Source organism: Zoogloea sp. GW822-FHT05C07 (genome assembly GCF_058800215.1).
Map to the genome: position 1 here is coordinate 3,754,521 of NZ_CM179510.1, position 26,418 is coordinate 3,780,938.

Annotated in this window: 25 protein-coding genes; 18 read left to right on the plus strand and 7 right to left on the minus strand. The window is 67.2% G+C overall.

The genetic code is table 11. The features are described 5' to 3' along the window. The first annotated feature begins 2 nt into the window (after nucleotides 1-2). A complete protein-coding gene (locus tag AC3QL2_RS17400) occupies nucleotides 3-743 on the plus strand; it encodes an oxygen-binding di-iron domain-containing protein (protein WP_493235092.1) in 741 nt (246 codons plus the stop codon). Nucleotides 744-814: 71 nt separating this feature from the next. After that, nucleotides 815-1,201: a SirB2 family protein gene (locus tag AC3QL2_RS17405; protein ID WP_493235093.1), complete on the plus strand. Its 387-nt coding sequence runs from the start codon at nucleotides 815-817 to the stop codon at nucleotides 1,199-1,201. Between the two features lie 18 nt (nucleotides 1,202-1,219). Here AC3QL2_RS17405 and fnr read toward each other — a convergent pair whose 3' ends face one another. Further along, entirely contained in the window at nucleotides 1,220-1,954 is a 735-nt protein-coding gene (fnr, locus tag AC3QL2_RS17410; RefSeq protein ID WP_481122972.1) for a fumarate/nitrate reduction transcriptional regulator Fnr, read from the minus strand. A gap of 118 nt (nucleotides 1,955-2,072) precedes the next feature. Here fnr and hemN point away from each other — a divergent pair, with 118 nt between their 5' ends. The 6 genes from hemN (at nucleotide 2,073) to ppa (ending at nucleotide 7,993) form a co-directional block, all read left to right on the plus strand. Continuing rightward, entirely contained in the window at nucleotides 2,073-3,467 is a 1,395-nt protein-coding gene (gene hemN, locus AC3QL2_RS17415; RefSeq protein ID WP_493235094.1) for an oxygen-independent coproporphyrinogen III oxidase, read from the plus strand. A gap of 112 nt (nucleotides 3,468-3,579) precedes the next feature. Beyond that, entirely contained in the window at nucleotides 3,580-4,287 is a 708-nt protein-coding gene (locus tag AC3QL2_RS17420; RefSeq protein ID WP_481121652.1) for a sulfite exporter TauE/SafE family protein, read from the plus strand. A gap of 27 nt (nucleotides 4,288-4,314) precedes the next feature. Then, on the plus strand, nucleotides 4,315-4,740 hold the full coding sequence (locus AC3QL2_RS17425) for a universal stress protein (protein WP_493235095.1): 426 nt from the start codon (nucleotides 4,315-4,317) through the stop codon (nucleotides 4,738-4,740). A 30-nt stretch (nucleotides 4,741-4,770) separates the two neighbouring features. Next, complete coding sequence (locus tag AC3QL2_RS17430; RefSeq protein WP_493235096.1) at nucleotides 4,771-7,158, plus strand: heavy metal translocating P-type ATPase; 2,388 nt, start codon at nucleotides 4,771-4,773, stop codon at nucleotides 7,156-7,158. 11 nt (nucleotides 7,159-7,169) lie between these two features. Then, a complete protein-coding gene (locus AC3QL2_RS17435; RefSeq protein ID WP_481121655.1) occupies nucleotides 7,170-7,376 on the plus strand; it encodes a heavy-metal-associated domain-containing protein in 207 nt (68 codons plus the stop codon). Between the two features lie 89 nt (nucleotides 7,377-7,465). Then, the gene (gene ppa, locus AC3QL2_RS17440; RefSeq protein ID WP_079432957.1) at nucleotides 7,466-7,993 is read left to right on the plus strand and encodes an inorganic diphosphatase; all 528 of its coding nucleotides are present in this window, start codon (nucleotides 7,466-7,468) and stop codon (nucleotides 7,991-7,993) included. Nucleotides 7,994-8,073: 80 nt separating this feature from the next. Here ppa and AC3QL2_RS17445 read toward each other — a convergent pair whose 3' ends face one another. After that, complete coding sequence (locus AC3QL2_RS17445; protein ID WP_493235097.1) at nucleotides 8,074-9,309, minus strand: BaiN/RdsA family NAD(P)/FAD-dependent oxidoreductase; 1,236 nt, start codon at nucleotides 9,307-9,309, stop codon at nucleotides 8,074-8,076. Between the two features lie 175 nt (nucleotides 9,310-9,484). Between AC3QL2_RS17445 and AC3QL2_RS17450 the strand changes: the two genes are divergently transcribed. From AC3QL2_RS17450 to AC3QL2_RS17460, 3 genes are all read left to right on the plus strand, one after another. After that, nucleotides 9,485-13,135: a DUF748 domain-containing protein gene (locus tag AC3QL2_RS17450; protein ID WP_493235098.1), complete on the plus strand. Its 3,651-nt coding sequence runs from the start codon at nucleotides 9,485-9,487 to the stop codon at nucleotides 13,133-13,135. Nucleotides 13,136-13,152: 17 nt separating this feature from the next. Next, the gene (locus AC3QL2_RS17455; protein WP_493235099.1) at nucleotides 13,153-13,446 is read left to right on the plus strand and encodes a 4a-hydroxytetrahydrobiopterin dehydratase; all 294 of its coding nucleotides are present in this window, start codon (nucleotides 13,153-13,155) and stop codon (nucleotides 13,444-13,446) included. 144 nt (nucleotides 13,447-13,590) lie between these two features. Then, nucleotides 13,591-14,520: a hypothetical protein gene (locus AC3QL2_RS17460; RefSeq protein WP_493235100.1), complete on the plus strand. Its 930-nt coding sequence runs from the start codon at nucleotides 13,591-13,593 to the stop codon at nucleotides 14,518-14,520. A gap of 42 nt (nucleotides 14,521-14,562) precedes the next feature. Here the strand turns inward: AC3QL2_RS17460 and smpB are convergent, their stop codons facing one another. Beyond that, nucleotides 14,563-15,009 carry an SsrA-binding protein SmpB gene (smpB, locus tag AC3QL2_RS17465; RefSeq protein WP_481122973.1) on the minus strand — a complete coding sequence of 149 codons (447 nt, stop codon included), beginning with the start codon at nucleotides 15,007-15,009 and terminating at the stop codon, nucleotides 14,563-14,565. Nucleotides 15,010-15,076: 67 nt separating this feature from the next. On the opposite strand from smpB, the gene AC3QL2_RS17470 reads away from it, so the two are divergent. Further along, nucleotides 15,077-15,514 (plus strand): type II toxin-antitoxin system RatA family toxin, encoded by a 438-nt coding sequence (locus AC3QL2_RS17470; protein WP_493235101.1) that lies wholly within the window; start codon nucleotides 15,077-15,079, stop codon nucleotides 15,512-15,514. A gap of 1 nt (nucleotide 15,515) precedes the next feature. Next, nucleotides 15,516-15,836, plus strand: a complete 321-nt coding sequence (locus AC3QL2_RS17475) for an RnfH family protein (protein ID WP_493235102.1) — start codon at nucleotides 15,516-15,518, stop codon at nucleotides 15,834-15,836. A gap of 30 nt (nucleotides 15,837-15,866) precedes the next feature. Here the strand turns inward: AC3QL2_RS17475 and AC3QL2_RS17480 are convergent, their stop codons facing one another. Further along, entirely contained in the window at nucleotides 15,867-16,349 is a 483-nt protein-coding gene (locus AC3QL2_RS17480; protein ID WP_493235103.1) for a DUF4124 domain-containing protein, read from the minus strand. An 80-nt stretch (nucleotides 16,350-16,429) separates the two neighbouring features. Between AC3QL2_RS17480 and guaB the strand changes: the two genes are divergently transcribed. After that, nucleotides 16,430-17,890 carry an IMP dehydrogenase gene (gene guaB, locus AC3QL2_RS17485; RefSeq protein ID WP_493235104.1) on the plus strand — a complete coding sequence of 487 codons (1,461 nt, stop codon included), beginning with the start codon at nucleotides 16,430-16,432 and terminating at the stop codon, nucleotides 17,888-17,890. Nucleotides 17,891-18,045: 155 nt separating this feature from the next. After that, the gene (locus AC3QL2_RS17490; protein ID WP_493235105.1) at nucleotides 18,046-18,759 is read left to right on the plus strand and encodes an ABC transporter ATP-binding protein; all 714 of its coding nucleotides are present in this window, start codon (nucleotides 18,046-18,048) and stop codon (nucleotides 18,757-18,759) included. A 192-nt stretch (nucleotides 18,760-18,951) separates the two neighbouring features. Here the strand turns inward: AC3QL2_RS17490 and hpnE are convergent, their stop codons facing one another. The 3 genes from hpnE to hpnC are packed head-to-tail and all read right to left on the minus strand — an operon-like array spanning nucleotide 18,952 to nucleotide 21,935. Further along, entirely contained in the window at nucleotides 18,952-20,271 is a 1,320-nt protein-coding gene (gene hpnE / locus AC3QL2_RS17495) for a hydroxysqualene dehydroxylase HpnE (RefSeq protein ID WP_493235106.1), read from the minus strand. Further along, nucleotides 20,271-21,107, minus strand: coding sequence for a presqualene diphosphate synthase HpnD (gene hpnD / locus AC3QL2_RS17500; RefSeq protein WP_493235107.1), 837 nt, complete (start codon nucleotides 21,105-21,107; stop codon nucleotides 20,271-20,273). The genes hpnE and hpnD overlap by 1 nt, the downstream gene beginning before the upstream one ends. 6 nt (nucleotides 21,108-21,113) lie before the next feature. Next, complete coding sequence (hpnC, locus tag AC3QL2_RS17505) at nucleotides 21,114-21,935, minus strand: squalene synthase HpnC (protein ID WP_493235108.1); 822 nt, start codon at nucleotides 21,933-21,935, stop codon at nucleotides 21,114-21,116. Nucleotides 21,936-22,166: 231 nt separating this feature from the next. Here hpnC and AC3QL2_RS17510 point away from each other — a divergent pair, with 231 nt between their 5' ends. From AC3QL2_RS17510 to AC3QL2_RS17520, 3 genes are read left to right on the plus strand one after another with little or no spacing between them, the layout of a single operon-like run. Beyond that, nucleotides 22,167-22,820 (plus strand): ABC transporter ATP-binding protein, encoded by a 654-nt coding sequence (locus AC3QL2_RS17510; RefSeq protein ID WP_493235109.1) that lies wholly within the window; start codon nucleotides 22,167-22,169, stop codon nucleotides 22,818-22,820. Further along, nucleotides 22,817-25,327 carry an ABC transporter permease gene (locus AC3QL2_RS17515; protein ID WP_493235110.1) on the plus strand — a complete coding sequence of 837 codons (2,511 nt, stop codon included), beginning with the start codon at nucleotides 22,817-22,819 and terminating at the stop codon, nucleotides 25,325-25,327. Before AC3QL2_RS17510 ends, AC3QL2_RS17515 begins: the two co-directional genes overlap by 4 nt. Then, entirely contained in the window at nucleotides 25,327-26,394 is a 1,068-nt protein-coding gene (locus AC3QL2_RS17520) for a lipocalin-like domain-containing protein (RefSeq protein WP_493235111.1), read from the plus strand. Before AC3QL2_RS17515 ends, AC3QL2_RS17520 begins: the two co-directional genes overlap by 1 nt. Nucleotides 26,395-26,418 lie beyond the last annotated feature (24 nt).

A 26,418-nucleotide genomic window follows, 5' to 3' on the forward strand; every position in this document is an offset into this window, starting at 1 on the left:
CCATGAAACAGGCCCATTGCATCTACCAGGACGAGGAACACCGCTGGCTGGCGATCGCGCGGGATGTGACCAAGCCTGGTTACATCATCGATACCAACGAATACGTGGTCGCCCACGGGGAAGAAGCCCTGTTGTGCGACCCGGGTGGGATCGAGATCTTTCCGGCGGTTTTCTCCGCGCTTTCGGCGGAGTGCGATCCGACGCGGCTGGCAGGCATCTTCGCGTCTCACCAGGATCCGGACATCATTTCCTCGCTGGCCCTGTGGCTGGAGTTCAAGCCCGATCTGAAGTGCTACACGAGCTGGCTCTGGCAGAGCTTCCTGCCCCATTTCGGCGGGCAGGATTCGACCTTTGTGCCGATCCCCGATTCGGGCATGACAATCCGCCTCGACGGCCTGGAGCTGCAGGCGATCCCGGCCCACTACCTGCATTCGTCCGGCAATTTCCACCTGTACGACCCGAAGGCCAAAATCCTGTTTTCGGGCGATGTCGGTGCGGCCCTGCTGCCGGCTGACCATAACGAGCTGTACGTGCAGGACTTCTCCCGCCATATCCGTCATGCGGAAGGTTTCCACAAGCGCTGGATGGGCTCGGACCGGGCCAAGCGCGACTGGTGCGAGCGCGTTTCCCGCCTGGAGATCGACATGCTGGTGCCGCAGCACGGGGCCATCTACCAGGGCGCCGATGTACAGCGATTCATCAACTGGTTTGCCGCACTGGAAGTTGGCGTGCTGCGCGGCTAAAGTGTTGCGGCCCCGCTTTCGCGGGGCCCGCCGGCAGCTGGGGCTTTGCCGCGGAACGATGGAGGCGCGGCATGTATCTGGCTCTCAAGCATTTCCACATTACCTGCGTGGTGCTCAGTGGTTGCGGCTTCGCATTGCGGGGCTGGTGGTCGTTGAGCGGTTCGCCGCTGTTGCAGGCCCGCCTGACGCGGGTACTGCCGCATATCGTCGATTCCTGCCTGCTGGCCAGTGCGCTCGGCCTGGCCTGGATGGCGGCCCAATATCCCTTCGTGCATGCCTGGCTGACCGCCAAGGTGCTGGGCTTGCTCGTCTATATCGGGCTGGGGAGTGTTGCGCTGAAGGCGAGGCGCCCGCGTGGGCTGCGCGCCGCGGCCTATGTGGGCGCGCTGGCGACGCTGTCGTGGATAGTGTCGGTGGCGGTCAGCAAGAATCCGCTCGGCTGGCTGGCCTGGCTGTAAGGCCAGGGCCGGCGGCGGTCAGGCTGCGTGGTGGTTGAGCAGGCGCTTCAGGCCCGGTGTGTCGAGGATGCGGATGTGCTTCTGCTGGACGGCGACCAGGCCTTCTTCCTGAAAGCGGGAGAAGGCGCGGGACACCGTTTCGAGCTTGAGGCCCAGGTAGGAGCCGATCTCATCGCGGGTCATGCGCAGGTGGAATTCGGACGGCGAGAAGCCCCGCGCGGTGAAGCGCTGGGACATGTTCAGCAGGAAGGCCGCCAGGCGCTCTTCAGCGCGCATCGAGCCGAGCAGCATCATTACGCCGTGGTCGCGGACGATCTCGCGGCTCATGATCTTGTGGAACTGGTGCTGCAGGCTTTCCACCTCCCGTGACAGCTCTTCGAGCCGGTTGAAGGGGATCACGCAGACTTCGCTGTCTTCCAGCGCGATGGCGTTGCACGAATGGTGCTCGGTGCTGATGCCGTCGAGGCCCAGCACTTCGCCGGTCATCTGGAAGCCGGTCACCTGGTCGCGGCCGTCCTCGAGGATCACGTCGGTCTTGAAGGAGCCGGCGCGGATCGCGTAGATCGCCTCGAAGTTGTCGCCGGAGCGGTAGAGGTGCTGCTGCCGCTTGATCTTGCGGCGGCTGCCGACGAGCTCGTCGAGCTGGTCGATCTCATTGGGGTCGAGGCCGAAGGGAAGACACAACTCCCGCAGGTTGCACTGGGAACACGCGACCTTGATGTCCACGACCGTCACCGGAATCACCGATTTCATCTGCACGCGCAATCACCTGAACTGGATGGTTTTACCAACGTTTGGAGCCCTTTGATCCACGTCAATACTGTTTTGGATCGATTCTGCGATTGTTCAGCGCAACCAACAGAAGTGCACCATGAACACGACACAAAAAGACCTGATATTCGATCCCGAGCTCATTCGCAAGTTTGATGTGAATGGCCCGAGGTATACGTCGTACCCGACCGCTGACCGCTTCGTCGAGGCGTTCAACTCCGATGCCCTGGAGCATTGGCTCGGGAGGCGCACTGTCGGCGGAATCGGCAAACCGCTCTCATTATACTTCCACATCCCCTTCTGCAATACGATCTGCTACTACTGCGCGTGCAACAAGATCATCACCAAGGATCACGGTCGCTCCGCCAAGTATCTGGATTATCTTGAAAAAGAAGTGGACATGCAGGCGGCCAAGCTCGACGGGTCGCGGGAAGTACTGCAACTGCACCTGGGCGGCGGCACGCCGACCTTCCTGTCCCACGACGAACTGCGCCGCCTGATGGGCATGGTCCGCAAGCACTTCACGCTGGTGCCGGACGGTGAGTATTCCATCGAGGTGGACCCGCGCAAGGTGGACGAAGCCACTGTTGCGCTGCTGGCCGAGCTCGGCTTCAACCGCATGAGCGTCGGCATTCAGGATTTCAATCCGGACGTGCAGAAGGCGGTCAACCGCGTCCAGAGCGAGGAAGAAACCAAGCTGGTAATCGACGCGGCGCGGGCCCATGGCTTCAAGTCGGTCAGCGTGGACCTGATCTACGGCCTGCCCAAGCAGAACGTCATCAGCTTCAACCGCACCCTTGAGCAGATTCTGGCGCTGTCGCCGGATCGCCTGTCGATCTACAACTACGCGCACCTGCCGACGCTGTTCAAGCCCCAGCGCCGCATCGTTGACGCGCAGCTGCCGTCCGGCGAGACCAAGCTGCAGATCCTGCAACTGGCGATTCGCCGCCTGACCGAGGCGGGCTACGTGTATATCGGCATGGACCACTTCGCCAAGCCGGACGACGAGCTGACCACGGCCCAGCGCCAGGGACGCCTGCATCGCAATTTCCAGGGTTATTCCACCTACGCGGAGTGCGACCTGCTGGCCTTCGGCGTGTCGGCCATTGGCAAGGTCGGTCCGACCTACGCGCAGAACGTGAAGACCCTCGACGAGTACTACGACATCATCGACACCGGCCGCCTGCCGGTGCTGCGCGGCATCGAGCTGACGCCGGACGACCTGCTGCGGCGGGCCATCATCCAGGCGCTGATGTGCCACTTCGAGCTGTCCATCGAGTCCATCGAGATCGCCCACCTGATCGATTTCAACAAGTATTTTGCTGCCGAACTCGCCGACCTGCGCGAGATGGAGAAGGGTGGCCTGCTGAAGATCGACAAGCAGTGGATCACCGTGCTGCCAGCCGGCCGCATGCTGGTGCGGGCGATTGCGATGGTCTTCGACAAGTACCTGCGCGCCGACCGGGAGCGCACCCGTTACTCGAAGGTGATCTGAACTTCCGGCCGGCTGGCCGCTCCGAGGTGGGCGGGCTAGAATGCCGAGCCAAGTGTTGGAACGCGCCCCGTGTTGCCCACGGGGCGTTTTTGTTTGTCCAGGTTGAATCTCCATGCCCGAAACCGGCTATTTCGCAGTCTTCCTCATCGGCCTGCTCGGCGGCACCCACTGTGTCGGCATGTGTGGCGGCATCGTCAGCGCGCTGACCGTGCAGCTGCCCGGCCAGCGGCGCAGTGACTGGCCCCTGCACCTGGCCTACAACGTCGGGCGGATCAGCAGCTACACGCTGGCCGGCGCGGCGATGGGGGCGATCGGGACGGTCGGCCTGCTGTTCAACAACATCCTGCCGATCCAGCTGGTCCTGTACGTGGCCGCCAACCTGATGCTGGTGGCGCTCGGGCTCTACCTGACCGGCTTCACACGGGCCCTGTCCGGCGTCGAGCAACTCGGCCACAAGCTGTGGGCGCGCATCCAGCCGCTGACCCGGCGCTTCCTGCCGGCGCGCAGCGTGAGTCAGGCCCTTCCGCTTGGCCTGCTGTGGGGCTTCCTGCCCTGCGGCCTGGTTTACAGCGTGCTGGCGACGGCCCTGGTGACCGGCTCGGCCGAGCGCGGCGCGGGCCTGATGCTGGCTTTCGGCCTTGGCACGCTGCCCAACCTGCTGCTCGCCGGCATGCTGCTCAAGCGTCTGCGCGACGTGGTGCGGAACCGGGCGGTGCGGACGGGGTCTGGATTGGTGGTGCTGGCCTTCGGCGTGTACGGCCTGGTGACGACGCCGACCCTCGGCAGCAATCTGTGGAATGGCGTGGTTTGCCATTTCTGAGTCTTTTCCTGGAAGGCGGAGCGAATCATGAAAATCCTGCTGGCCGTCGATGATTCTCCGGTAGCCGAGCGTGTCGTCGATCAGGTGATCGCGCTGGCGGGCCAACTGAAGAGCGTGCCGGATGTGCATGTGTTGTATGTGCATCCGCCGATTCCCATCGAGTTCGCGACCCGCCACGTGGCCCGGGCAGCCCTGGATGCCTATTACCGCGATGAAGGCGAAGGCGTGCTCAAGGCGCCGCTGGCCCGCCTCAAGGCGGCCGGTTTGCAAGTAACGCCGCATATCCTCGTGGGCCAGCCGGCCGACGTGGTGCTCCATCAGGCGACCATTCTGGAATGCGATTACCTGTGCCTCGGTCGGCATGGCCGCGGCGTGGTGGCGGATCTATTTGTCGGCTCGGTAGCAACGCGGGTGCTGCAGCGGGCCACGCTGCCCGTGCTGCTGGTGGGCTGAGGGAAGCTAAGCATGGGGAACGAGCCAGGTATGCGTTACGACCTGCCGGTCTCGGGAATGAGCTGCGCGGCCTGCGCGACGCGGCTCGAGAAGGTGCTCAACCGGCTGCCCGGCGTTAGCGCCGAGGTCAATTTCGGCACCGGCAAGGCTCGCCTGGCTGCGGCGCCCGATGGTGCCGGTGCGCCGGACATTCTGGCGGCGATCCGCAAGGCCGGCTTCGACGTGGCGCCCCAGACGCTGCAGCTGAGCCTGTCCGGCATGAGCTGCGCGGCCTGCGCGGCGCGCATCGAGAAGGTCGTCAATCGTCTGCCCGGCGTGGAGGGCAGCGTCAATTTTGCCGCGGAAACCGCGCGGGTCCGTTACGTGCCGGGGTTGTCCGAGCCGGCGGCGATCATTGCTGCGATCCGGAAAGCGGGTTTCGATGCGACTCCCGTCATCACCCGCGACCGCGAGGCCGACAAGCTGCGCAAGGAGGCCGAGTTCCGCGCCGAGCTGCGGCTGTTCTGGATTTCGGCGCTGCTCAGCGCACCCTTCCTGGTCCAGATGGTCGGGATGTTCTCCGGCGTTCTGGGGGCGGGCGAGCATCATGCGGAGTGGCTGCCGCGCTGGCTGCAGTGCCTGCTGGCGACGCCGGTGCAGTTCTGGATCGGGCGGCGCTTCTACAAGGGCGCGTGGTCGTCCCTGCGTGGCGGTGGCGCCAACATGGACGTGCTGGTGGCGCTGGGCACCAGCGTTGCCTACTTCTTCAGCCTGGTCGTGGTGGTGTTCGACCGCCATGATCTGCACGTGTATTTCGAGGCCTCGGCGAGCATCATCACGCTGGTCTTGCTCGGCAAGCTGCTGGAAGCGCGGGCGCGGGCGCGCACGTCGGCGGCCATCGAGGCGCTGCTGCGCCTTCAGCCGCCCACCGCCTGGGTCGAGCAGGATGGCGCGTTGCAGGAGATGCCGGTCGAGCGCGTCGTGGCAGGCATGGTCTTCGTGCTGCGTGCCGGTGATTCCGTGCCGGTGGATGGCGAAGTGCTGAGCGGCGAATCGTCGGCCGACGAGGCGATGCTGACCGGTGAGAGCGTGCCGGTGCCCAAGAAAGCCGGCGACAAGGTCTTTGCGGCAACCGTCAATGGCGATGGCGCGTTGCGCTGCCGGGCCACCGGTGTCGGTACCGAGACCTTGCTGGCCGGCATCGTGCGCCTCGTCGAACAGGCCCAGGGCGGCAAGCCGGCGGTGCAGAAGCTGGCCGACCGCATTGCCGCCATTTTCGTGCCGACGGTGGTGGCGATTGCCGTACTGACCTTTGTGGCTTGGTGGTGGCTGGGTGGCGAATTCGCGCCGGCCCTCGTCAATGCGGTGGCCGTGCTAGTGATCGCCTGTCCCTGCGCACTGGGTCTGGCCACGCCGACGGCGGTGATGGTCGGGACCGGGCAGGGTGCCCGCGCCGGCATCCTGGTGCGCAACGCCGAGGCGCTGGAAATGGCAGAGAAGATTTCCGTGCTCGCGGTGGACAAGACCGGCACGCTGACCGAGGGACGCCCGGCGGTGCTGGATGTGCGTCCGGTGGCAGGCGTGGCGGCGAACGACCTGCTGGCCGTCGCTGCGGCGGTCGAGCAGGCCAGCCATCATCCGCTGGCCAAGGCCGTGGTCGATGCGGCGCAGGCGGCCGGCCTGAGGTGGAGCCTGGCCGACGCGGTTCAGACGAGTGGCGGCAAGGGCGTCAGCGGTCGTGTGGATGGGCGCGAAGTGTGGATCGGCTCGCCGGAGTTTCTGGCCGGGCAGGGGGCCGAGTTGCCGTCAGCGGTGTTGCAACCCCTGCTCGAAGCGGCCTTGACGCCGGTGTGCGTGGCTGTCGATGGGCGGCCGTGGGGCGCGCTGGGCCTCGCCGATCCGCTGCGCGCCAGTTCCCGGGCGGCGGTAACGCGTCTGCAGGGGCTCGGCGTGCGGGTCGTGATGCTGACCGGCGATCATCCGGCGGTGGCGGCGCGCATCGCGGCGGAGGCCGGCATCAGCGAATACCGCGCCCAGGTGCTGCCGGGCGAGAAGGCCGCAGCGGTGGAGGCCCTGCGCGGCAGCGGCCGGGTGGCGATGGTCGGTGACGGCATCAACGACGCGCCGGCGCTGGCGGCAGCGGACGTGTCCTTCGCGATCGGTGCCGGTTCCGACGTGGCCATTGAGGCGGCTGACTTGACCCTGGTGCGTAACGACCTGAACAGCGTGGCCGATGCGATCTCCCTGTCGCGGACGACCCTTGGGAAGATCCGCCAGAACCTGTTCTTTGCCTTCATCTACAACGTGCTGGGCATTCCTGCCGCGGCGCTGGGCCTGCTCAACCCGGTGATCGCCGGCGCGGCGATGGCCATGAGTTCGGTGTCGGTGGTCAGCAACTCCCTGTTGCTGCGGCGCTGGCGCCCGGGAAAATCCGACTGAAAGGAAAAACGATGGAAAACGTGGTGATCAAGGTCGGCGGCATGAGCTGCCAGGGCTGTGTGAAGAACGTGACCGGCGCGCTGTCCGCGACGCCCGGCGTGGCCAGCGTGGAGGTTTCCCTGGAACAGGGCGAGGCGCGCGTCAGCTACGACCCGGCCAAGGTGTCGGCCAACGCGCTGCGCACGGTGATCGAGGACGCCGGCTTCGACTCGGATTGAGCGCTTTCCGTCATAAGGGTTTGTCCCAGCGTCACAAGGCTCACTTATAATACCGAGCTGTCTTATATCTAATAACGGGAGGTAGTGATATGGGTTTCGATCAGGTCAAGGCTGGCAAGGATGTTCCGAACGACATCAACGTGATCATCGAGATCTCCGCTCAGGGCGATCCGATCAAGTTCGAAGTGGACAAGGACAGCGGCGCCGTCTTCGTTGACCGCTTCATGGGCACCTCCATGCGCTATCCGATCAACTACGGCTACGTGCCGCACACCGTTGCTGGCGACGGCGACCCGGTGGACGTGCTGGTCGTGACCCCCTTCCCGCTGCAGCCGGGCGTGGTCATCCGTGCCCGTCCCGTTGGCGTGCTGAAGATGGAAGACGAAGGCGGCGTGGATGCCAAGGTCGTTGCCGTGCCGGTGTCCAAGCTGACCCCGCTGTACGACAAGGTCCAGACCATCGACGACCTGCCCGAGCTGCTGATGAAGCAGACCGTGCACTTCTTCGAGCACTACAAGGATCTGGAGCCGGGCAAGTGGGTCAAGGTGACCGGCTGGGGCTCCGTCGAAGACGCCAAGAAGGAAATCCTCGACGGTCTGGCTGCCGCTGCCAAGTAAGCGCCTGCCTGCTGCCATGAACAAGGGCCCGCGTCATGCGGGCCTTTGTTTTTTTGGGCCTTCGTTTGCCGCGATGCCAGTCAGACCGCCTGCCCGGCCGCGTAGCCCGACGCCCATGCCCACTGGAAGTTATAGCCGCCCAGGTGGCCGGTGACGTCCATCACTTCGCCGACGAAGTACAGGCCCGGGACTTTCCGCGCCTCCATGGTCTTCGACGACAGTTCCCGCGTATCCACGCCGCCCAGCGTCACTTCCGCCTTGGCGTAGCCGAGAGTGCCGTTGGGCGTGATCGTCCAGCCAGCCAGGGCCGCGGCGATGGCATCAAGCTCCTTCGGGTTGAACTGGTTGGCCGGGCGGTTCCAGCCGCGCTGCTCGCACCAGGCGTGGGCGAAGCGCTTGGGCAGGCGGTCGGCGAGCAGGTTGGACAGCAGGGTCTTGCTGCGCGCCCGTTCGCCGAGCCAGGCGCGGACATCTTCTGCCGGGAACAGGTTGACGATGATCTGCCGGCCACCGTCACTGTCGCCGTAGTCCCGAGCCTGCCAGTAGGACGACACCTGCAGGATCACCGGGCCGGACAGCCCGCGGTGGGTGAACAGCAGGTTCTCGCGAAAGTGCCCGGCGCCGCATTCGGCGACCGCATCGAAGGCCATGCCGGCCAGCTCCTTGTAGATGGCCAGTTCTTCCGGCGGCAGCGTCAGCGGCACCAGCGCCGGCTTGGGCGGCACGATGGCGAGGCCGAACTGCTCGGCGATCCGGTAGCCCAGCGGCGAGGCGCCGATCTTGGGGATCGACAGGCCGCCGGTGGCGATCACCAGGTTTTCGCAGCCGAAGTGGCCGTGGCTGGTGTCGAGCTGGAAGCGCGCCTCGGGTGTGTCGCCGGCCGTCACACCGTTGAGCGAGCACGGCATCGCCCAGCGCACGTCGCCGTTTTCACATTCGGTGCGCAACATGTCGATGATGTCCTGGGCCGAGTCATCGCAGAACAGTTGGCCGTGTTCTCGCTCGTGCCAGGGGATGGCGTAGCGGGCCATCAGGTCGAGAAAGTCGGCGGGCGTGAAGCGGGCCAGCGCCGAGCGGCAGAACTGCGGGTTGCGCGACAGGTAGTTGGCGAGGCCGACCGTCAGGTTGGTGAAGTTGCAGCGGCCGCCGCCGGAGATGCGGATCTTCTCGGCGAGCTTGGCGGCGTGGTCGAGGATCAGCACGCGGCGGCCGCGCTGCCCGGCCTGGGCTGCGCACATCATGCCTGCCGCGCCGGCGCCGATCACGATGACGTCGAAGTGGGAGCCGGTGACAGGTGGTTTGATGTGCGGATTCATGGACTTGGCGAACAGAGGTAAGGCCGGGAAGGGCGGGGAGGATAGACCCTGGCTTGCGTCAGGGCAAACACTGCTTACATCGTCATTTGCCTGAATGGCTTACGCTGCTAGGCTTGATGGATATTGAACGAAAAGCTCGCTCGCGCCACCGGCGCGGAGAACAAGGGACAAGAACATGATCGAAAAGCTGCGCGCCGCCGGCAGGCCGGCAAAGTGGGCGCTGCGGGGGCTGGCTGTGGTGGCCCTGGTGGGAGTGGCGGGATTCTGGATCGCGCCGCCGCTGGTCAAGTCGGTGGCCGAGAAGCAACTCGGCGAACTGCTGCATCGCCCGGTGACGATAGAGGGGTTGTCGATCAATCCCTATGCGCTGTCCGCCGAGGTGCGCGGCTTCCGCATGCTGGAGCCGGATGGCAAGAGCCCGGCGGCGAGCTTCACGTCCCTTTACGTGAACGTGGAGGCGGAATCCCTGCTGCGCGGCGGCGTGGTGGTGGAGGAGGTGAAGCTGGTCGAGCCGACGGTCAGCGTGGTGCGCCTGGACGGCCAGCGCTACAACTGGTCGGACGTCATCGACGAGATCCTCAACAAGCCCGACGACGGTTCCAAGACCCATTTCGCGGTGCATAACATCCGCGTCGAGAAGGGCCGCATCGATTTCGACGACCGGCCGCTGAAGCAGAAGCAGGCGGTGTCCGACCTCGATCTGGGCGTGCCCTTCGTGTCCAACCTGCCGTCCCAGGTGGAGACCTTTGTCGAGCCGCTGCTGGCGCTGAAGGTGAATGGGGCGCCCTTCGTTGTGAAGGGCAAGTCCAAGCCTTTTTCCCTGACCCGCGAGTCGGTGGTCGGCATCAAGTTCGATGGCTTCGACCTGACCCGCTACGTGGATTACTTGCCGGTCGAAAAGACCTTCCGCCTGCCGAGTGCCAGGCTGTCGTCCGACCTGGAGCTGAGCTTCGCGCAGCCGGCGGGCCAGCCGCCCAGCGTGAGTGTCAAAGGTTCGGTCGGGCTGGATGGCGTCGAGGTGCAGCATGCCGACGGCCGCCCGGCGATCAAGCTGGCGGCCGTGAAGGTCGGCATCGACAAGCTTGCGCCGCTGGCGCGGGAAGCGGTCATCGGCATGGTTTCCATCGAAGGGCCCGACGTGACGGTGGCGCGCCAGCGCGATGGGGCGATCAGTCTGCTCGCGCTGTTGCCAAAACCGGTCGCCGCCCCGGCACCCAAAACGCCAGCGCCCGAGCCGCCGAAAGCTGCCGAGAAGCCTTTCGCGCTGACGCTGAACGAACTCAAGCTCACCGGCGGACGCATTGCCTTCAGCGACGATCTGCCCGCCGGCCCTTTCCACAAGACGCTGCAGGACCTGCACGTTTCCCTGCGCAAGTTCAGCCTGGCGGGCGGCACGCCGGCAGAGCTGGAGGCTGGTTTCGCCACCGATGCGGGTGAGCACGTTGAGCATAAGGGCAGCGTGGACGTGGCGGCCCTCAAGGCTTCCGGCACGCTGGAGTTGAGCGGTTTCGACCTGGTCGGACCGCGGCCGTATTACGCGCCTTTCCTTAAACAGGGCGAGGTCGCGTCCGGCAAGGTGGATGCGCGCCTGGCCTACGATTTTGCCCAGGAGTCCGGCGAGCCCAAGGTCCAGGTCAAGGCGGAGAGCGTTGCGCTGAAGAACCTGGGCGTGCGCCTGAAGGGCGACAAGACGCCGCTGGCGCGGGTTGGCCTGCTCGAACTGCGTGACACTGAGGTCGATACGACCACCCGCCGCGTGACGGTCGGAGAGGTTATCGGCAAGGCGACGCGCCTGGCCATCGTGCGCGGCAAGGATGGCCATTTCAATGCCGAGCAGTTCGCCGCCGCCGGCGATGCACCGGCCGCCAAGACGTCGGCCACGCCGGCGCGCAAGCATGCTGCGGTGCCCGCCAAGAAGGCGCCGGCCGGTCCCGACTGGCAAGTGAGCGTCAAGCACGTTGCCCTCGACGACTGGGGCGTGCGCCTGGAGGACCAGACTCTTTCCCCGTCCATCGTCTTCAACGCGGAGCCGCTGGTCATCAAGGTCGATGGCTTGTCCACCGCCAAGGGCAGCAAGGCCAGGGTGGATCTGCGGGCGGCGATCAACAAGCGCGGCAAGATCGGCGTGGCCGGCACGGTCGGCCTCGCGCCGCTGGCGGGCAGCCTGGACCTGGACCTGAAGGCGGTCGACCTGGCGATGCTGCAGCCCTACGTGACCGAGAAGGTGAAGATCGCGATCACCCGCGGCAACGTGACGTCCCGCGGCAAGCTGGCCTTCGAGCTGCCCGCCGCCGGCGGCATGAAGGGCGGCTTCAAGGGCAATCTGACGGTGGGGGATTTCGCATCGGTAGACAAGCTCAACGCTGCCGACTTCCTGCGCTGGAAGTCCTTGTACTTCGGCGGAGTGGACATCCGTCTGGCGCCGCTGGCGGTGAGCATCGACGACATTGCGCTGAGCGACTTCTACACCCGCCTGATCCTCGACGCCCAGGGCGGCCTCAACATCCGCGAGATCACCGCCCAGCGGGCCCAGGAGCAAAAGGACGAGCAGGACGCGGCGAAGAAGGCCAACGGTGGCAAGCAGTCCGCGCCCGGAGTGGCGACGGCGCAGTTGCCACCTGCCGCGCCGCTGCCGCCGGTGTCGATCAAGCGGATCACGCTGCAGGGCGGCAACATCGCCTACAGCGACCGCTTCATCCGGCCCAACTACGATGCCAACCTGACCGGCATGGGCGGGCGTCTGGTCGGTCTGTCGTCCGATCCGGGGACGATTGCCGAGCTGGAGCTGCGCGGCAAGGTGGACAACGCGGCGCCGGTGGAGGTCGTCGGCAAGCTCAATCCCTTCCGCCAGGACAAGGCGCTGGACATCAAGGCTTCGGTGAAGGATTTCGAGCTGTCCGGCGTGTCCACCTACGCCGGTAAGTACGTCGGCTATGGCATCGACAAGGGCAAGCTGTCGGCCACCGTCACCTACAAGATCGAGGACCGCAAGCTCACCGCCACCAACCAGGTCTTCCTCGACCAGCTGACCTTCGGCGACAAGGTGGACAGCCCGGACGCCCTCAAGCTGCCGGTGCTGCTGGCGGTGTCGCTGCTGAAGAACAGTCGCGGCGAGATCGATCTGGACCTGCCGATCGGCGGTTCGCTGGACGATCCGCAATTCAGCATCGGCGGCATCATCTGGAAGGTCCTCGTCAATCTGATCGGCAAGGCGATCACCTCTCCGTTCGCCTTGCTCGGCTCGATGTTCGGTGGCAACAGCGAGGAGCTGGCCTGGCTGGAATTTGACCCCGGTTTCGCGCGCCTGCCCGACAGCGCGGAGCCCAAGCTGAAGGCCATCGCCAAGGCGATGACCGAGAAGACCGGCCTCAAGCTCGACATCGCCGGCCGCGTCGATCCGCAGACTGACCGGGAAGGCCTCAAGCACGCGGTCATGCTCGGCAAGGTCGAAGCACTGAAGATCAAGGACATGGCGAAGAAGGGCGAATCCCTTAGCGAGGACGGCCGCGTGCGCATCGATGCTGCCGAATACCCGGCGCTGCTGACCCGCGTTTACAAGGACGAGAAGTTCCCCAAGCCCCGCAACCTGATTGGCCTCGCCAAGGACCTGCCGGTGCCCGAGATGGAGAAACTGATCCTCGCCAACACTACCGTCAGCGACGAGGACCTGCGCCTGCTCGCCCAGCAGCGCGCCCAGGCGGCCAAGAACTGGCTGCTCGAGAAAGGGCAGGTGCCGGCCGACCGGGTCTTCCTGCTGGCGCCGCATGAGGGCGACGACGGCAAGGCCAAGGCGAAAGCCAGCCGGGTGGATTTTTCCCTGCGTTGATGAAGGAGGAGATTCCCATGAGACCGCAGAAACTGGACGAGGCGCAGCGCCAGGCGGCGTTGGCAGACCTGGAGGAATGGCAGCTGGAGCCCGATCGCGACGCGATCCGCAAGCAGTTCCGCTTCGCCGACTTCAACGCGGCCTTCGGCTGGATGGCGCGCGTTGCGCTGATGGCGGAGAAGCTCGACCACCATCCGGAATGGCGCAATGTCTATAACCGGGTGGAGGTGGTGTTGAGCACCCATGATGCCGGCGGGCTGACCGAACTGGATATCCAGTTGGCCCGTTTCATGGACCGGATCGCAGCCTGAACGGGGCGCCGCGTTGCCGCGGCGCAGCATGCTTAATGGCGACCGGGGTGCTACTCTCCGCGGCCTGCCTGTACCATCCTTGATGGTCTTGGCATTTTTCGAGCGTGCCCGTCATAGGGTGCCAGTCGCGGGAAGGAACTGCCGATGCATCTGAGCTTTGACTGGAACATGGCCCTGCGCCGTTCGCGGCAGCGCGTGGCCGAGGCCCGCTCGGAGCAGGATGCCGGCCGTCGCAGCTGGAAGCGTTTTCCCTATGGCAACCGGGTCTACCGCTACGGCGGCACGGCCCTGTCGAGCAACTGGGCGCGCCTGCACCGGGGTGATCGGGAGCCCTATCCGGATGTGGTCAGCCTGCACGCGCTGCTCGACGCCAATCCGGCCTTGCAGGCCCACGTGCCAGACGTGGCGGCGGCTGCGCAGCAGATCGAGGAAGCCTGGCGCGCCTACCATGCGGGTGATTTTGCGGATGCCGTCGAATACGGCCTGGCGGCAGGTCCGGTAGGGCTGGTGGCGGCAGCGCGGGCGGCTGTCGTCTATGCCGCCCACCTGGAGGAGGACGAGCTGCGCCGTACCCGCATCCTCGATGAAACGCTGGAATTCTGCACGGCGCTGACCGAGCTGGCGCCGAACTGGGCCAATGCCTGGTATGTGCAAGGCCTGGCGCTGGGGCGCTACAGCCAGAGCATCTCGGTGGTGAAGGCGCTGGCCCGTGGCCTCGGCGGCAAGGTGCGGGATTGCCTGCAGCGCGTCGTCGAACTGGATAACGACCACGCCGATGCCTATGTGGCGCTGGGCGTCTACAACGCCGAAGTGATCGACAAGATCGGCAGCGTGGTGGCCGGGCTGACCTATGGCGCCCGCAAGGAAGCCGTCATCGAGCACTTCGAGACGGCCTGCAGGCTCAACCCCCAGTCGCCGGTGGTCTTGGCGGAATATGCCCGCTCGACCCTGCTGGCATTCGGGTCTGCGCAGCACGGCCGTGCCCACGAACTGTTTGCGGCCGCGGGGGCCTGTCAGCCGGTGGATGCGCTGGAGCGCCTGGACGTGGAGTGGGCCCTGGGCGAAACCGAATAGATATCGGCGGCAGCCCTGGGATCGGGCGACCGCCGGGAGGCCTCAGCCCTTGGCGCGGATCAGGCGCGCCTTCTCGCGATCCCAGTCGCGTTCTTTCTCGGTTTCCCGCTTGTCGTACTGCTTCTTGCCCTTGGCAAGGCCGACACTGATCTTCACACGGCCCTTGGCGTAATGCAGATCGAGTGGCACCAGGGCATAACCGGCGCGTTCCACTTTGCCGATCAGCTTGGCGATTTCCTCGGCGTGCAGCAGCAGCTTGCGGGTGCGCGTCGGGTCGGGATGCACGTGGGTGGAGGCGGACTCCAGCGGCGTGATGTGCATGCCGACGATGAAGATCTCGGCGCTACGGATCACCACGTAGCTTTCCTTGATGTTGGCACGCCCGGCGCGGATGCCTTTGACCTCCCAGCCCTCGAGCACGAGGCCGGCTTCGTATTTTTCCTCGATGAAATAATCGTGGAAGGCCTTGCGGTTGTCGATGATGCTCATTGGCGTAGGCTTGAACGGACGCGTAAAATCGCGCATTTTAACAGCTCGCTAGTTCGCCCGCGCCCCAATGGCAGCCGTCAAGAAAACCGTTCTGATCGAATTCACCCCGGCCCAGATGTTCGATCTGGTGGACCGCTGCGAGGATTACCCTAAGTTCCTGCCTTGGTGTGGCGGCAGCGAGGTGCATGGCCGTGACGAAAAGGTCACCAAGGCCACGCTGCACATCAACTACCACGGCATCAAGTCCCACTTCAGCACCGAGAACGACAAGGACTACCCGCGGCGCATGCACATTCGCCTGACCGATGGGCCGTTCACGCACCTCGACGGCAGCTGGGAGTTCATTCCCCTTGGCGATGCCGCCTGCAAGGTCGAGTTCAACCTGCACTACGAGTTTTCGAGCCGTCTGATCGAGAAGGCGGTGGGGCCGGTGTTCAGCCATATCGCGAACACCTTTGTCGACTCCTTCGTCAAGCGCGCTTCGCAAATCTACCGCAAGGGCTGACATGTCCGATTCGATCAACGTCGAAGTCTGCTATGCGCTCAGGGAGCGCCAGGAAATCGTGCGCTTGAAGCTGCCGGCGGGCAGCACGGCGCAGCGCGCGGTGGAAGCCTCGGGCCTGCTGCAGAAGCACCCCGAGATCGATCTGGCCAAGACCAACAAGCTCGGTGTGTTCGCCAAGCTGGTCAAGGCCGATACGGTGTTGCGGGACAAGGACCGGGTGGAGATCTACCGGCCGCTGATCGCCGACCCCAAGGAGGTGCGCCGCAAGCGTGCCGAAGAGGGGAAGGTCATGAAGAAAGGCGGCGGGCCGGCGGAAGCCTGAGCCCGGCGCCGGCTGGCTGCACGGGCCGGCCTACTGCTTGCAGGACTGTTCCATGTAGTGCCGGATGTTCGCCACTTCGCTGGCGCGTTCGTCGCCGCCGAGGTAGATCTGCTCGCCGGCTTCGTTGTAGCGGACCGTCGGCTGGCCGCTTTCCAGGCCGATCAGTTGCTGGCGCAGGCGCGTGCATTCCTGCTGCTGCAGTTCCGCCGTGACTTTCTGCTTGCGGGCCTTTTCTTCGGCCTCAGCGGCCTCGGCGCGGCGCTTCCTGAAAGCCTGCTCCTTTTCCGCCGTGGTCTGTGGCGCACCGTTGCCGCTGCCAGTGGCCTCGGATGCCGCCGGTTGTGAAGCCACCGGCGCTACCGGCGCCTGCCGGATGGTCCGCGCCTGGGCATCGGGCGGCTGGGTATCGGAGTAATGGATGCGGCCGCTGGCGTCCTTCCAGCTGTAGATGGCCTGGGCGAGGACCGCCGGAGCGGCGCAGGCCAGAAGGACAAAAAGGAACTTGCGCGGCATTCGATACTCCGGTAGGACAAACTTTTGCCGCCGGGCGGCTAACTGCGTATAATACGGATTTGGTTCTAGGGATTAAAGCCATGCGAGTGATCCAGAAGGCGCTGACGTTTGATGACGTCCTTCTCATCCCCGCCCATTCGAGCGTTCTCCCGCGCGACGTCAGCCTCCAGACGAAACTCACGCGCAACATTACCCTGAATATTCCGCTGGTGTCCGCCGCAATGGATACCGTCACCGAAGCACGCCTCGCCATTGCGCTCGCGCAGGAAGGCGGGATCGGGATCATCCATAAGAACCTGACTCCCCAGCAGCAGGCGGCCGAAGTAGCCAAGGTAAAACGTTTCGAATCGGGCATCCTCAAGGACCCGATCACCATCCCGCCGACCATGACGGTCCGCGAGGTGCTCACCCTGACCCGCACCCACAAGTTCTCCGGCCTGCCGGTGGTGGATGGCGGCAAGGTGATCGGCATCGTCACCAACCGTGACACCCGTTTCGAGACCAATCTCGATCAGCCCGTCTCGGCGATCATGACGCCCCAGTCGCGCTTGGTCACGGTCAAGGAAGGCACCAGCCTCGACGAAGCCCGTGCGCTGATGCACAAGCACCGCCTGGAGCGCGTGCTGGTGCTGAGCGAAGACGGCGGCCTGGCCGGCCTCATCACCGTCAAGGACATGATGAAGTCCACCGAGCACCCGCTCGCCTGCAAGGACAGCCTCGGCCGTCTGCGTGTCGGCGCTGCCATCGGTGTCGGTGCCGGTACCGAGGAACGTGCCGCACTGCTGGCCGAAGCCGGTGTTGACGTGATTGTCGTCGATACCGCCCACGGCCACTCCCAGGGCGTGCTCGACCGCGTCAATTGGGTCAAGAAGAACTTCCCGAAGGTGGACGTCATCGGCGGCAACATCGCCACCGCAGCGGCTGCCCTGGCGCTTGTCGAAGCGGGCGCGGACGGCGTCAAGGTCGGTATCGGCCCCGGCTCCATCTGCACCACCCGTATCGTTGCCGGCGTCGGCGTGCCGCAGATCACCGCGGTCGACAACGTGGCAACGGCGCTGGCCAACTCCGGCGTGCCGATGATTGCCGACGGCGGCATCCGCTACTCCGGCGACATCTCCAAGGCCATCGCGGCCGGTGCCAACGTCGTGATGCTCGGCGGCCTGTTCGCCGGTACCGAAGAAGCGCCGGGCGAGACCGTGCTGTTCCAGGGCCGTTCCTACAAGTCCTACCGGGGCATGGGTTCCCTCGGTGCCATGCAGCAGGGCGCCGCGGACCGTTACTTCCAGGACAACGAAGGCAATGTGGACAAGCTGGTGCCGGAAGGCATCGAAGGCCGCGTCGCCTACAAGGGGCCGGTGACGGCGGTGATCCACCAGCTGATGGGCGGTCTGCGTGCCTCCATGGGCTACGTCGGTTGCGCCACCATCGACGAGATGCGCGCCCGTGCCGAGTTCGTCGAGATCACCTCGGCCGGCATCCGCGAATCCCACGTCCATGACGTGCAGATCACCAAGGAAGCGCCGAACTACCACGTGGATTGAGTTTTTCCGGTCCCGTGCATCAAGGGCAGCCTGCGGGCTGCCCTTGTTCGTTGACGGGCTGAGGCCGGTGGCGGGATGTCATTTGGAGCCGGGATAATCGCGGACAGCCGCGCGCCGGTGCTGAACCTATCGCCGCAAATCCACTCCACATAGCCATGCTGACCCGAACCCGAACCGATTCCTCATCCACGGTGGCTGCGCTGGCGCCCGTGGTCGACGTCAAACACCTGAGCCGCGCGGTCGCCACCGACGATGGCGGCACGCTGCACATCCTGGAGGATGTCTCCTTCAGCATCGCTGCCGGCGAGGCGGTGGCCATCGTCGGGGCGTCCGGCTCCGGCAAGTCCACGCTGCTGGGCCTGCTGGCAGGGTTGGATTCACCGTCTGGTGGCTCCGTGCATATCCGCGGGCAGGACCTCTTCGCCCTCGACGAGGACGGCCGTGCGGCGCTGCGCGGCGAGTGCGTGGGTTTCGTGTTCCAGTCCTTCCAGCTGCTGCCGGCCCTGACGGCCCTCGAGAACGTGATGCTGCCGCTGGAACTGGCCGGGCGGAAGGATGCCCGCCAGGAAGCGGAGGGCTGGCTGCAGCGGGTCGGCCTGGGGGGCCGCCTGGGGCATTACCCGCGCCAGCTGTCCGGCGGCGAGCAGCAGCGCGTCGCGGTGGCCCGCGCCTTCGCGCCGCGTCCGGCCTTGGTGCTGGCCGACGAGCCGACCGGCAACCTGGACGTGGCCACCGGCGAGGCGGTCATCGAGCTGATGTTCTCCCTCAACGTCGAATCCGGCACGACCCTCGTGCTGGTGACCCACGACACCGGCCTGGCAGAGCGCTGCGGGCGCAGCCTGCGCCTGTCTGCCGGGAGGCTGGTGTAGAAGCGGGTTTTCTGCGGCGGCCATCTTCCGGGACGGCGGACTTGCGGAAGCTGCCCCAGGTGGTTGGGCTGTGTGCGGTGGGCCTTGTGCGGGCGGATTCATTCGCTCACGGAGGTGATGAAAGCCGCGTAGAGAGAATGACTTCGTCTCCCCGGGCTTACCCCGCAGGCTCGTCCGGTGGACTGATCGGCCCTACGGCAGGATCTGTTCCTTCAGCCCGCAGCGTTTGAGGATGCTGCGGCCGGCCTGCACGCCGCTGCGTACCGCCGATTCGATGGTGGCCGGGTAGTCCGACGCGACGTAGTCGCCGGCCAGCCACAGGCCGGGCTGCGGCGTGGTGACGCCGGGGCGGACGAGGCCGGGCGTGCATGAGAAGGTGGCGCGCTTCTCGGTGATGATCTGCGACCAGGCCAGCGTCGGCAGTGGGCCGAGCACCTGCTGCAGCTCCTGCAGCAGCGCGACCTCCAGCGCTTCCTTGCTGATTTCCTGATGGGCGCCGCGGGCGCTGATGACCACGCCGACCAGGCCTTCTTCACCGCCCAGCGCAGCGCGGTCGAAGGCCCATTGGCCGTAGCCGCCACTGAGGCCGATCATCGGCTCCGGGAAGTTCAGCGGTCCGTCGAAGGCCAGCCAGGCGGTGACGATGGGTTCGTGGCGCAGCGTGGCGAGGCTATCCACCACCGGGGCCATCGCCGGTAGCGTCTCAACCAGTGGCGCGACGTGGTAAGGCGCGGTGGCGATCACCACGTGTTCGAACAGCGTGGTCCACGGGTCGCCGTCGAGGCGGTAGCCGCCGCCGATGCTCTCGATGGCCTTGATCGGTTCGGCGGTGCGCACCGTGTGGCCGCGCATCGCCAGCCAGCGGGACGCCGGCACCGGGAACAGCTCGGACAGGTCCAGCCGCGGCAGCAGCAGGTCCGACGCGGAGGCGCCGGCGGCCAGGCTGTCGCGCAGTACGTTGGCGAAGACCTGCGCCGACGCGTCGGCGACCGGCGTGTTGAGAGCCGCCACGCACAGGGGCTCCCAGATCAGGCGGGTCAGGCGTTCAGTCTGGGCGGTTTCGGCGAGTAGTTCGGCTACCGGGCGATCCGGTTCGACGCGGAACTTGCGGGCCTTGAGGCTGCGCATCAGCCGCGCCATCGCCAGCTTGTCGCGCCAGTCCAGGCCCTTGGCGCCGAGCAGGCCGATAGCCAGGTGCAGCGGCGCCGGCAGCGGGGCGGCGCGCAGCGTGCATTCACCCGGATAGACCAGCGCCAGCTTGCGCGTCTCCAGCACGCTCGGCTTGACGCCCACTTGCCGCAGCAGGCGCAGGGTCTCGGTGTAGGCGCCGAGAAGGATGTGCTGGCCGTTGTCCACCCGGTAGCCGTCCTTGTCCACCACGCGGGCCCGTCCGCCGAGCACGCGGGAAGATTCGAACAGCGTGACCTTGGCCCCGCCGCGGGCCAGCGTAACGGCTGCCGCAAAGCCGGCGTAGCCGCCGCCGATGACGGCGATGTCGGGGCCGGTGTGCATCAGCCGCGCAGCCAGGTGCGCCCGGCGATCCAGATCTTGCGCAGTGGCGTCAGCGAGGTGCGGCGGTCGAGCACCTGGAAGCCGTCTGCCTCAATCTCGTCGAGCAGCGTGCGGTAGATCGCCGCCATCACCAGGCCGGGGCGCTGGGTCTTGCGGTCCTCGTCGGGCAGCAGCGCGAAGGCCTGGTCGTAGAACTGGCGCGCGCGCTGGGTCTGGAAGGTCATCAGCTCGCGGAAGTTGTCCGAGTGCTGGCCGTCGAGAATCTGCCGGGCCGGCACGTTGAAGCGCTGCAGCTCGTCGATGGGCAGGTAGATGCGGCCGCGGCGGGCGTCCTCGCCCACGTCGCGGATGATGTTGGTGAGCTGGAAGGCCATGCCCAGGTCGTGGGCGTACTTGAGGGTCTGGCGGTTGCCGTAGCCGAAGATCTCGGCGGACAGCAGGCCGACCACGCTGGCCACTCGATAGCAGTACAGCTGCAGGGCCTTCCAGTCCAGGTAGCGGGTCTGCTGCAGGTCCATTTGCATGCCGTCGATGATCTCGAGCAGCTGCTCACGGGGCAGCGGGAACTGTTTGTTGATCTGCTGGAGGGCCTGGCCGACCGGATGTTCCGGCGCGCCGTCATAGATCTGGGCCACCTGCATGCGCCACCAGTCGAGCTTGGTCTGGGCGATCTGCATGTCGTGGCATTCGTCCACCACGTCGTCCACCTCCCGGCAGAAGGCGTACAGGGCGGTGATCGCCTGGCGCCGCTCGGGGGGCAGGAACATGAAGCTGTAGTAGAAGCTGGAGCCGCTGCTGGCGGCCTTCTCCTGGCAATAGGCGTGGGGGTCGGTCATGGGGCGCTACCGGGTGAGGGCGCGCCAGGCGAGGCGCGGCCAGTCTGTCTTGCCGAGGGTCGGACGGCGGCGGAACACGTCGTAGCCGTTCGCCTCGATCTTGTCGAGTATGGCGAGGCCGCCCTGCACCACGAGGCGCAGCTCCCAGCCGATGCGGCCGGGCAGGCGGTGGGCGAGGGGGGCGCCGCGCAGCATCATGCAGCGGGCGCGCTGGATCTGGAAGTCCATCAGCGCGGTGAATTGCGGCGTCACCTGGCTGCCGGCGATGCAGGCTTCGGTGACGCCGAAGCGGTCGAGCTCGTCCAGCGGCAGGTAGATGCGCTGCTTCTGCCAATCCACGGCCACGTCCTGCCAGAAATTGATGAGCTGCAGGCTGGTGCAGATCAGGTCCGACAGGGGCAGGTTGTCCGGCGTCGCCTCGTCGTAGAGGTGCAGCAGCAGGCGCCCGACCGGGTTGGCCGAACGGCGGCAGTAGTCGTCGAGTTCGGCGAAGTCCGCGTAGCGGGTCTTGCCCACGTCCTGGCTGAAGGCGTCCAGCAGGTCGCGGAAGAGCTGCATCGGCAGCCCGAAGTCGCGGATGTTGCGGCTCAGGCGCTTGAAGATCGGCTCCAGCGTCGGATCGTCGAAGGGGCGGTATTGCTCGATGGCCAGCAGCGCCCGCTTGTAGTCGTTGAGGCGCGCCAGGCGCATGATCGGCTGCGCATCGCCCTCGTCGGCGATGTCGTCGGCGCTGCGGGCAAAGGCGTAGATGGCCTCCACCGGCTCGCGCAGGCGCGCCGGTAGCAGGAAAGAGGCGACGGGAAAGTTCTCGTAATGTTCGACGGGCATGGGCGCGCGGAGTATACCCGCGGCGCCTGGCCGCAGGCGGGAGCTATGCCACGGATTCAGGCGAATTTCCGCCGGGGCTGTGCGCTGGGGGCCGTTTTCGACGGACCCGACGTTCGGGGCGGCCTGTATCCGGCGCCAGGCTTGAGATGGGAACCAATCCCCGCCACCATGCGCCTACCTTCCTTTCCGCTCCCGGCCGTGCTGTTTCGTCCTGCCCTGGCGCCTTTATCCATGCTCGAAATCGAAAACCTGTCCCGCAGCTTCAACGGCCGCAGCGTGCTGCGGGATATCTCCCTGCGCCTCGCGCCCGGCGAGTATGTAGCCATCGTCGGCGAGTCGGGAGTCGGCAAGTCCACGCTGCTGAACCTGATCGCCGGGCTGGACCGGCCCGACGGTGGCCGGCTGCGCCTCGACGGCGAGGATTACGCGCAGCACGACGAAGATGCGCTGACCCGCCTGCGCCGCGACAAGCTGGGCTTCGTGTTCCAGGCCTTCCACATCCTGCCGCATCTCACCGTGGCCCAGAACGTGGCGCTGCCCCTGTGGCTGCAGGGCGTCGAGCGGGACGCCGCCGACGGCCCGGCCCGCCAGCTGCTCGACGCGGTGGGGCTGGGCGCGCGGGGTGACAGCTGGCCGCGGGAGCTGTCGGGCGGCGAGATGCAGCGGGTCGCCATCGCCCGGGCGCTGGTCCATGCGCCGCGCCTGGTGCTGGCCGACGAGCCGACCGGCAACCTGGACCCGGCCAACGCGGCGCGGGTGCTGGCCCTGCTGGCCGAGCGCGTGCGCGCCGCCGGGGCGATCGGCATCCTGGTCACCCATTCGCTGGAAGCGGCGGCCACCGCCGACCGCACGCTGCATCTGACCGCGGAGGGCTTGCGAGGGTGAGCGGGCGGGTGACAGGGCTGGCGCGCCTGGCGCCGGTGTTCCTCGGCTCGTTGGCCCGGCGGCGGGTGGCGACGCTGTTCTCGCTGGTCGCCATCGTGCTCGGCGTGGCGCTGGGCATGGCTGTGCAGGCGGTGCATGAAGCTGCGCTGTCGGAGTTCGACCGGGGCCTGCGCAACATGGCTGGCGCGGCGGACCTGCAGGTGGTCGGGCCGCGCGGCGGTTTCGACGAGCAGCTCTACGCGCAGCTGGCGGCCCATCCGGACGTGGCCGAGGCCAGCCCGGTGCTGGAGGTCGAGGCGCGGCTGGTGGGGCGTGAGGAGTCCTTGCTGGTGCTGGGTGTCGATGCCTTCGTGCTGGCGCGGGTCACGCCGCAGCTGCTGCCCCGCGCCGACAGCGGCGACCGCTTTGCGATCTTTGCCGGCGACGGCGTGTTCCTGTCCCACGCGGCGGCCGACGCGCTCGGAGTGAAGGCCGGCGGCCTGCTGCGCGTGCAGGCCGGCAGTGCGGAGGTCGCGCTGAAAGTGGCCGGCGATCTGCCGGCGATGGGCGATGGGCGCCGCCTCGGCGTGATGGACATTGCCGCCGCGCAGACCCTGTTCGGCAAGCTTGGCCGTCTGAGCCGCATCGACCTGCGCCTGCGCGACGGCGCCGATGCGGAAGCCGCCCGGCGCAGCCTGCAGGCCGCGCTGCCGGACGGCGTGCTGGTGGAGACGCCGGCCGCCGAGGCGGACCAGGCGGCCAATCTGTCGCGTGCCTACCGCGTCAACCTGACCCTGCTGGCGGCCATCGCGCTGCTCACCGGCGGCTTCCTGGTCTTCTCGGCGCAGGCCTTGTCGGTGGTGCGCCGACGCAGCGAGTTCGCTTTCCTGCGCGCCATCGGCCTGTCGCGGCGGACCCTGTTCGGCTGGCTGGTCGGCGAGGGGGCTGCGGTCGGCCTGCTTGGCGGCATCCTCGGCGTGGCCGTCGGCCATGGCCTGGCGTGGGGCGCGCTGGCGCTGCTCGGCGGCGACCTGGGGGCCGGCTATTTCGCCGGTCTGGCGCCGCGCCTGCAGTTCCAGCCGCTGGCCAGCGTCGTCTATGCCTTGCTCGGTGTCGTGGCCGGTGTGGCCGGCGCGTGGCTGCCGGCCAGGGAGGCCGCCACGGTGGCGCCGGCCCAGGCCCTGAAGGCGGGTGACGAAGCCGCGCTGCACGGCGGACGTGGCCATCCGCTGTGCGGTCTGGCGCTGCTGGCCGGTAGCCTGGCCGCCTGCGTGCTTCCGCCGGTAGACGGGCTGCCGCTCGGCGGCTACCTGGCGGTGGCCTGCGTGCTGGCGGGCGCGGTGCTGCTGTTGCCGTCCATCGCTGCGTTGCTGGCTCGCTTGCTGCCGGGCGGCGGGCCGGTGGCCGCGCGCCTGGCCGTGGCCCGGCTGGCGGCGGCGCCCGGCCACGCGGTGGTGGCGGCCGCCGGTGTGCTGACCAGTGTCGCGCTGGCGGCGGCGATGGCGATCATGGTGGCGTCCTTCCGGGATTCGGTGGACCAGTGGCTGACCCAGCTGCTGCCGGCCGACCTCTACCTGCGCGCCGGCCGCGCCCAGTCCGGTAGCTATCTGGACGAAGCCCTGCAGGCGCGCATCGTCGCGACCGCCGGTGTCGCTGCCGTGGCCTTTACCCGCCACGATGGCCTGCGCCTGGCCGCCGGGCATGCTCCGGTGGCACTGCTGGCGCGGCCGGTGTCGGCCGCCGGCGGCGGCCTGCCGCTGGTCGGCCAGCCGGTTGCCGTGGATGGGCCGTCGCTATGGATCTCCGAGGCCGTGCAGGACCTCTACGGCTGGCGGCCCGGCCAGCAGGTTGAGCTGCCGCTGGCCGGCAAGCCGGTGCGCCTGACGGTGGCTGGCGTGTGGCGCGACTACGCACGGCAGACCGGCGCGGTGATGATCGACCTGGACAGCTACCGCCGCCTGACCGGCGACCGCCTCGTCAACGACGCGGCGATCCACCTGGCGCCGGGCGCGGATGCGCTGCGCACGGCCAGTGTATTGACCGCGCTGGCCGGCCCCGGCGTGCTGGAGGTGGCTTTCCCTGGGGAGATCCGGGCGATCACGCTGCGCATCTTCGACCGCACCTTTGCGGTGACCTACCTGCTTGAAGCGGTGGCGGTGGCCATCGGCCTGGCCGGCGTGGCGGCCAGCTTCGCGGCGCTGGCGGTGGCCCGCCGGAAGGAGTTCGGCATGTTGCGCCACCTCGGGCTGACGCGCCGCCAGATCGGCTGGATGCTGGCCCAGGAGGGGGCGCTGGCGGCTGGCGTCGGCGTGCTGGCCGGCCTGCTGGCGGGCGGGGCGATCGGGCTGGTGCTGATCGAGGTGGTCAATCGGCAGAGTTTCCACTGGAGCATGGACCTGCATGTGCCGTGGCTGTCCCTGCTGTTGTTCGGTGGCGGGTTGGTTGTGCTGGCGGCCTTGGCCGCGGTGCTCGCCGGTCGCCAGGCAATGCGCCAGGAAGCGGTGCTGGCGGTGCGGGAGGATTGGTGATGGAACGGCGTCGTTTTCTGCTGGCGCTGGCCCTCGGGGCGGCCGGGAGTGCCGTGGCGGTGGATTTTGCGCCGGTGCTGCCGGGCCGGCGGCTGGTCTTTCCGGCCGACCACGGCGCCCATCCGGACTTCCGCACCGAGTGGTGGTACGCCACCGGCTGGCTGTACCTGCCGGACGGCAGCCCGCTGGGTTTCCAGACGACCTTCTTCCGCGTGCGTACCGGCGTCGGCGAAAGCAGCCCGAGCGCCTTCGCGCCGCGCCAGCTGATCCTCGCCCACGCGGCGATCGCCGATCCGCGCCTGGGGCGGCTGCGCCACGGGGAGCGCTCGGCGCGGGTCGGTTTTGGGCGCGCCGGCTTCGAGCTGGGGCGGACTGGCGTGTGGGTCGGAGACTGGCGCTTCGCGCTGGCTGGCGGGCGTTACCGCGCCGAAGTGCATGCGGACGATTTCGCCTACGCGCTGGACCTGCAACCGGCCGGTCCGCCGCTGCTCAACGGGCAGGGTGGCTTCAGCGCCAAGGCCGCCGATCCGCGCCACGCCAGCTACTACTACAGCCGTCCGCAGCTGGCGGTGAGCGGTAGCGTGACCCTCGACGGAAAGCAGCAGCCGGTGCGCGGACAGGCCTGGCTGGATCACGAATGGTCCAGCGAGCTGCTGCCGGAGGGCGCCAAGGGCTGGGACTGGGTCGGCCTTGACCTGGACGACGGCAGCGCGCTGATGGCCTTCCGCCTGCGTGACGGGCAGGGTCGCGCGCTGTGGGCTGCGGCGACGTGGCAGCTGGCCGGCGGTGGCGCTCGCGTCATGCGTCCAGTAGAGATCGCATTCACGCCGGGTCGGGAATGGCGTTCGCCGCGCACCGGCATCACCTATCCGGTGGAGTGGCGGCTGCGCGTCGGCGAGCGCGAGTTCGACTTGCGGCCGCTGCTCGACGACCAGGAGCTGGACAGCCGCCGCTCTACCGGCTCGGTGTATTGGGAAGGGGCGGTGTGGGTCGTCGAGGGCGGGCGGGAGCTCGGCCGCGGCTACCTGGAGATGACTGGCTACGGGGAGCGCATCCGAGTCGGCTGAGGCTGCGCCGGGGGCGCGCCGCTG